Raw genomic sequence first — 6,100 nt, forward strand, 5'->3', positions numbered from 1 at the left:
GCGGAATTATAAAACTCATCGCCGCGAAGCGGCGATACCACAACCCTCGGGCCGAAGGCCCGTCAAACTTTAGAACCCTTGCGCCCACAGGGCGCATCAATCCTAAGAACCTTTTACCGCAACCCTTCTACACAACCTGCCGCCGATAGGCGGCCCAACCCTTTCGCCTACAGGCGCATCAACCCGGGCCACGCAGTGGCCCCTATTTCAAATAGGAATCAAAGAATTCCGTAATAATATCCAGCACTTCCTTCTGGTTCCAGTAGATACCGCCATGGGCGGCGCCTTCCACCAGGTACCGCTTGGAAGGGATGTGGTTCTTCTGCAGAGCCTGGAAAAGGAGGTCCGTCTGGCTGGGGGAGACCACGGTGTCGGCGGTGCCGTGCATGAGAAGCATGGGGGCGCTGGTTTTGGAAATATAGGTGATGGGGTTGGCTTTATCTGCTGCCTCCCTGTCCGCCAGGATGCCGCCGTCCTTCCCGCCAAACACCGGAGAGCCGTTCACCCAGAGGGCCTCCGTGGCGCCGGCGGATTTATGCTTTTCTTTCACCGCATCATCATAATCATCACCGATGCGGGTGAGGTCAGAAAGGCCATAGAGGTCCACCGCCGCCTTCACACTGCTGTCCACATTCAGGTTCTCCCCCTTGTCGAAAGTGGCGCTGCCGCCGACGATGCCAATGCGGTCAGGGTCGATGTTAAACTGCTCTGCATGGGCCTTGAGATACCGGATGGACGATTTCACATCTTCCAGGGGCTGGGGAAATCTAGCCGTAGGCGCCACCCGGTACTGGATGGAAGCCACCACATAGCCCGCCTCGGCCAGATGCATGCGCAGCTGAATGCCGTTATCCTTGTTGGCGTTGATGAAACCGCCGCCGGTGACGTAAACAATGGCCGGCAGCTTCTTCTCCGATTTCGGCTGGAGGATATCCATCTTCATGGCCACATTGGGATAGCCCCGCATGGGCACCTGCTCGTACACCACATTGGAAATCTGGTTAATGAGCGGCGTCTTCACCGGTACCGAAAGCAGAGTGCTTGCTGCCTTCCCCGTCATATCCTTCGTGGAAGAATCCACATTCACATCCATGGCCATAGCACTTCCTCCCATCCAGAGGCACCCTGCCAGAGCAAGGGCCAGCAGACTTTTCTTCTTCATAGGTTTCTCCTTTTTAAAATACTACGATATCGAAGCGATTGACCACATATTACTACGATATCGTATGGATGTCAATGAGGGGGCCACCGACTGTCGGCTTACCGCTATCCGTTAGCGTGCTGGACCGTATTCCCGAAAGCAGGAGGGGGCGCCCGCCTTTGGCGGGCAGGGGCGACAACCCTGCACTTTCGCGCAGGCCGAGGGTTGTGGTATCGCCTGCCGGGGATGAGTATAAAATGCTGCCTGCGGCAGCACCCCCCCCTTTTTGGTGGCTGGCGCCACTACCTTGCCCGCTGGGAAGCGTGTCACTGGATTCTCAGTCGCCTATCGGCTCCCTACGAATCCAGTTCCCTTGCCACCCCCTATTCAGGGGGCACTATGGGTGCTGAGCAATGGCGGCAATTTGAGTTTATGGCAGCAGCGGAGAGAAAACCATACAACCGGGCTTCGCCCGAGGAAAACAAGCCAATCACCCTGGCGGGCGCTGGAAATGCACCCCTTCTGCCGCCTGCGGCGGCGTCTCCCCCGGAGGGGGAGATTTGCTCTCCACTCAGCTTTTGAACTCATAAGCATCTCAAGGCATAGCGTCGCTAAAACTTCCCCCTCCGGGGGAAGTGGTGCGATAGCACCCAAAGGGGTGCATTTCCAGCGCGCCGCAGGCGCGGGTGTTTGGTTTTCGCTGCCAAAGGCAGCGCTGCCGCCGACAGGCGGCAATAAATCTCATCGCCGCGAAGCGGCGATACCATAACCCTCAGCGGCGAAGCCGCTGTCAAACCTGAGAACCTTAAGAATCTTCGGCCCAAAAGGCCGTCAACCCTCACGCCGCAGGCGTGTCAAAAGGGCCGCGAAGCGGCCCCATATGATATACTGGCAGTATAGCAAAGGAGGGAATCCTATGATGAAAAGAGCAATAGCCGGCCTTGCGCTGGCGGCGCTGCTGGCAGCGCCTTTGACGGCGGGGGCTGCCTATTTCGGAAACCGGCTGGGCGCTTCCAATTCCGAAGGGTCCGTCAGGGGCACGGCGCTGAAAGACGGCAGGCTGGTGGACTTCGGCCGGGAGGTCTGGGGCCGCGGCATGACGGCAGAGGTGCAGCATGTACAGGGAGAAGAGGCCTGGTACCTTCATATCCAGGACCTGTCCCGGGAGAAGGGGAAGAATTTCTTCAGCGAAATCACACTCGCCCAGAAGAAAAGGACATGGAACATTTCGCCCCTTCCGGTGAATCCGGACAGCACCTTTCCTGCCAGATGCGCCGGCCTGGACCTGTGGTATGTACTGCCGAAGAATCTGGTGGACAGTATGGCAGCCCTGCCGAAGGACTGGAAACTCACCGCCAGAAAGGAAGACGGCAAGAATTTCGGCCACGATTTCAAAAACGTGGCAGGCAAGGTGAGCCTCATGGCAAAGGAGCCGGGCACGGCGCCGAATTACGGCCCCGCCTACAGCGTCTATTTCCCCGGTGAAACGCCGGAAAAGGTGCAGCAGGCCTTCCTGTACCATCTGAACGACAGGGACGAGAAAGGAAATCCCATTTCCTACGACGGCTATTACCGCTACTATCGGGGAGAGGACCCCTATGCGGCGGAATTCATCTACGATTACTACGGCAGCGAATACAACGGCTACGTGTCCTTCCGGCCGGAAAACGGCGGCACCTGGGTGGATATGGATTTCTGGAACTACCACACCTACCGCAGTAAAACGGGATTCGGCGGCTATTACTACAGCAGCACCATCCAGACCGACGTGAAGGACGAATTCGTGAACCAGGGCTATCAGGCGGTGGAAGAAGCCTACAATGACCTGGAAAATCATCCGGACTACGGCATAGAACTGGAGGGCGGCTTCAACAAATCCCATCCCAAGGTGAAATCGGTGGACCGGGACAATCACCCCGAACTCTCCCCTGTGCAGGCGGGAGACTGGATTCTGTCCATCAATGGCGTGGACGTGACGGCGGTGAACTACCTGGCTAAATATGCCCTGGACTACGCAGCCCCCGGTGACATCCTCCGCATCATTCTGAAAAACGACAAAACCGGCGAATACACCGTAGATGCCAAAGCAGTCGTAAAAGAAAGAAGAAAAGCCCCGGACTTTCCTTATGAAGCACAGCTTGCAAAAGACGGGCTCATGGAAAAAGGAACCCCCGCCCAGCTGGCACCCTGGGTGCCCCTTCACGAAACCTTCGCTCCCTGGGACGGAGAAGGCCACGTCATGGCGCCGGCGTTCAGGGGCCTGGTGAAATAGGGCGCCGGCAGGCGGCAATCCGCAATCCGCTGTCGGCTGTCGGCTTATCGCTGGCTCCTTCCCGCCTCCCCCTCGTCATCCTGAGCGAAGCGAAGGATCTTGGTACAAGATGTTAGTGTCTCATTTGCTGGTAAATACCAGTCGGCGGGAAGACGGCAGACTGTCAGACCGGCGGTATTCCCGTACACAAGAGGGTTCAGGCGCCTGCGGCGCCCGGGTTCTATCGGTCATGTGCTGACGCACTGACCGATGGGTTCTGCCCACTGACCGATGGGTTCTGCCCACAGAGCGGGCTGGTTCAGAGGGGAGTATGTATGCTGCCTGTCGGCAGCGCCCCCTTTGGTGGCTGACGCCACCACCTTTGCCACGGTGTGAAGCGTGTCACTGGATTCTCAGTCGCCCAAGGGCTCCCTACGAATCCAGTTCCCTTGCCACCCCTATTCAGGGGGCACTATGGGTGCTGGGCGGTGGCGTCAATTTGAGTTTATGGCAGCAGTGGAGAGAAAACCATACAACCGGGCTTTGCTCAGAGGAAAACAAGCCAACCGCCTTGGCGGGCGCTAGAAATGCACCCCTTCTGCCGCCTGCGGCGGCGTCTCCCCCCGGAGGGGGAGATTTGCTCTCCACTCAGCTTTTGTTCTCATAAGCATCTCAAGGCATAGCGCCGCTAAAACTTCCCCCCTCCGGGGGAAGTGGTGCGATAGCACCCAAAGGGGTGCATTTCCAGCGCGCCGCAGGCGCGGTTGTTTGGTTTTCGCTGCCTCTGGCAGCGCTGCCGCCGACAGGCGGCAATAAAACTCATCGCCGCGAAGCGGCGATACCACCCCCTCTGAACCCTCTGAACCTTATGAACCCTTTGAACCCTCACGCCGCAGGCGTGTCCAAAGGCGATACCACAACCCTCAGCGGCGAAGCCGCTGTCAAACTTAAGAACCCTTGCGCCCACAGGGCGCATCCATCTTAAGAACCTTTTCATCGCAACCTTTCTACACAACCTGCCGCCGCCAGGCGGCCATAACCTTCGGCCCGCCAGGGCCGTCAACCCTCCCGCCCTTCCGCACCCCGCCCCATTTGAGATACAATCTGTAATCTGCTACAATAGAGCAGAAGTGAGGTGCGCTATGTTTATTCATGAAATCATCAACCAGGCGCCTTCAGACCATGTGGCCATTGAGGGCGATGAAAGGGTAACCTATGGGGAACTCAGGGCTCTGGTTTCCCTGTATCGGAATCGGCTTTACGGTATGGGTGTAAGGAAAGGCTGCCGGGTGGGGCTGTATTCGGCCAACCGGGCGGAGTTTATTTATGTGCATCTGGCAGTCATGAGCCTGGGGGCCGTGATTATCCCCATCAATAATTCCCTGGTGGACCGGGAAGTGGACTACATCCTGAAGGATGCGGAGGCCATGCTTTTGGTGACGGACACGAAGCTTTCCGTTTCCGTACACTCCATCGACATCCACGACCTGGATTTCCAGGCCCGGGAACGGAATGCTCCGGAAGCGCCGGACTTCCCTGCTGATTTGACGGAGAATGATGTGTGTGCCTTTGTCTATACCTCCGGCACCACCGGCAGCCCCAAAGGGGCCATGCTGACCCATCGGAATCTCGTCCGCAACGTGGAGCAGTTCACCCAAAAGGTCATTTTCAAGCCGGAGGATAAAATCCTCTGCGTACTGCCCATGTTCCACTGCTACGGGCTCACCACGGTGATCCATGCAGGGCTCATGCATGGAAGCACCATCGTCATCGTGAGGACGAAAAATCCTACGGAAATCATGAATACCATCGTGGAACACAGCATCACCATTGCCATCATGGTACCTCCTATGTACAACCTTCTGGCCCGCCGGGGCGAACCGTCAGTCATGCGTACAGTGCACGATTTCATTTCCGGCGGCGCCCCCATTCCCCAGCCCGTGGCCCAGGCCTTCTATGACCGCTTCCACCATCCCGTGCGGGAAGGCTACGGCCTCACGGAAGCGGCGCCGGTGGTGAGCGTCCTTCCGGCGGATAAGCTGAAATACCTTACCGTGGGACCCGCCATTCCCGGCGTGGAAGTGAAAATCGCAACCGAAAAAGAAGGTCCCTACAAGCCCGGCACGGTGGGCGAACTCCTGGTGCGGGGCGACAACGTGATGAAGGGCTACTGGCATAAGGAAGAGGAAACGAAGAAAGTGCTGGAACCCGACGGCTGGCTTCATACCGGGGATTTGGCCTACATGGACGAAGACAGATTCATCTACATCGTGGACCGGCTGAAGGACCTCATCATTGTGAACGGGGAAAACATCTATCCCGGCGAAGTGGAAGACTGCATCTATGAAGTAGAAGGTGTCTCCGAATGCGCCGTCATCGGCCACCCCGATCCCCTCCGTGGTCAGGTGGTATGGGCCTATGTGGTGATGAAAGAAGGATACGATTTCGATGAAACCCGCATCCGGAAATACCTCTCCAAAAACCTGGCCAGCTACAAAATCCCCCGCCGTTTCATTCCCATGGACGCACTCCCCAAGAATGCATCCGGAAAAATCCTGAAACGGGCTCTTCGTGATAAATAAGAAAACGGGGCTGTGAAAAAAATGTAAATCATTTTCTCACAGCCCCGTTTTCCGCTTAGCATATAGATTCAGAAAATTCTCAAAATGGCAGTAAGCTGTTCTCCGCATTGTCATCTCGAGCGGAGC

3 protein-coding genes are annotated in these 6,100 nt (G+C 57.2%); 2 read left to right on the top strand and 1 reads right to left on the bottom strand.

Annotation, left to right across the window (positions count from 1 at the left end):
- Nucleotides 1-202: 202 nt before the first annotated feature.
- Nucleotides 203-1,162 (bottom strand): alpha/beta hydrolase, encoded by a 960-nt coding sequence (locus QZQ29_RS08565; protein WP_296962336.1) that lies wholly within the window; start codon nucleotides 1,160-1,162, stop codon nucleotides 203-205.
- An 895-nt stretch (nucleotides 1,163-2,057) separates the two neighbouring features.
- Between QZQ29_RS08565 and QZQ29_RS08570 the strand changes: the two genes are divergently transcribed.
- Nucleotides 2,058-3,413, top strand: a complete 1,356-nt coding sequence (locus QZQ29_RS08570) for a PDZ domain-containing protein (protein WP_296962338.1) — start codon at nucleotides 2,058-2,060, stop codon at nucleotides 3,411-3,413.
- Nucleotides 3,414-4,534: 1,121 nt separating this feature from the next.
- Complete coding sequence (locus tag QZQ29_RS08575; protein ID WP_296962340.1) at nucleotides 4,535-5,974, top strand: AMP-binding protein; 1,440 nt, start codon at nucleotides 4,535-4,537, stop codon at nucleotides 5,972-5,974.
- Nucleotides 5,975-6,100 lie beyond the last annotated feature (126 nt).

The sequence above is a fragment of the uncultured Dialister sp. genome, from assembly GCF_900538805.1.
In the GTDB taxonomy this organism is placed as follows: Bacteria; Bacillota; Negativicutes; order Veillonellales; family Dialisteraceae; genus Dialister.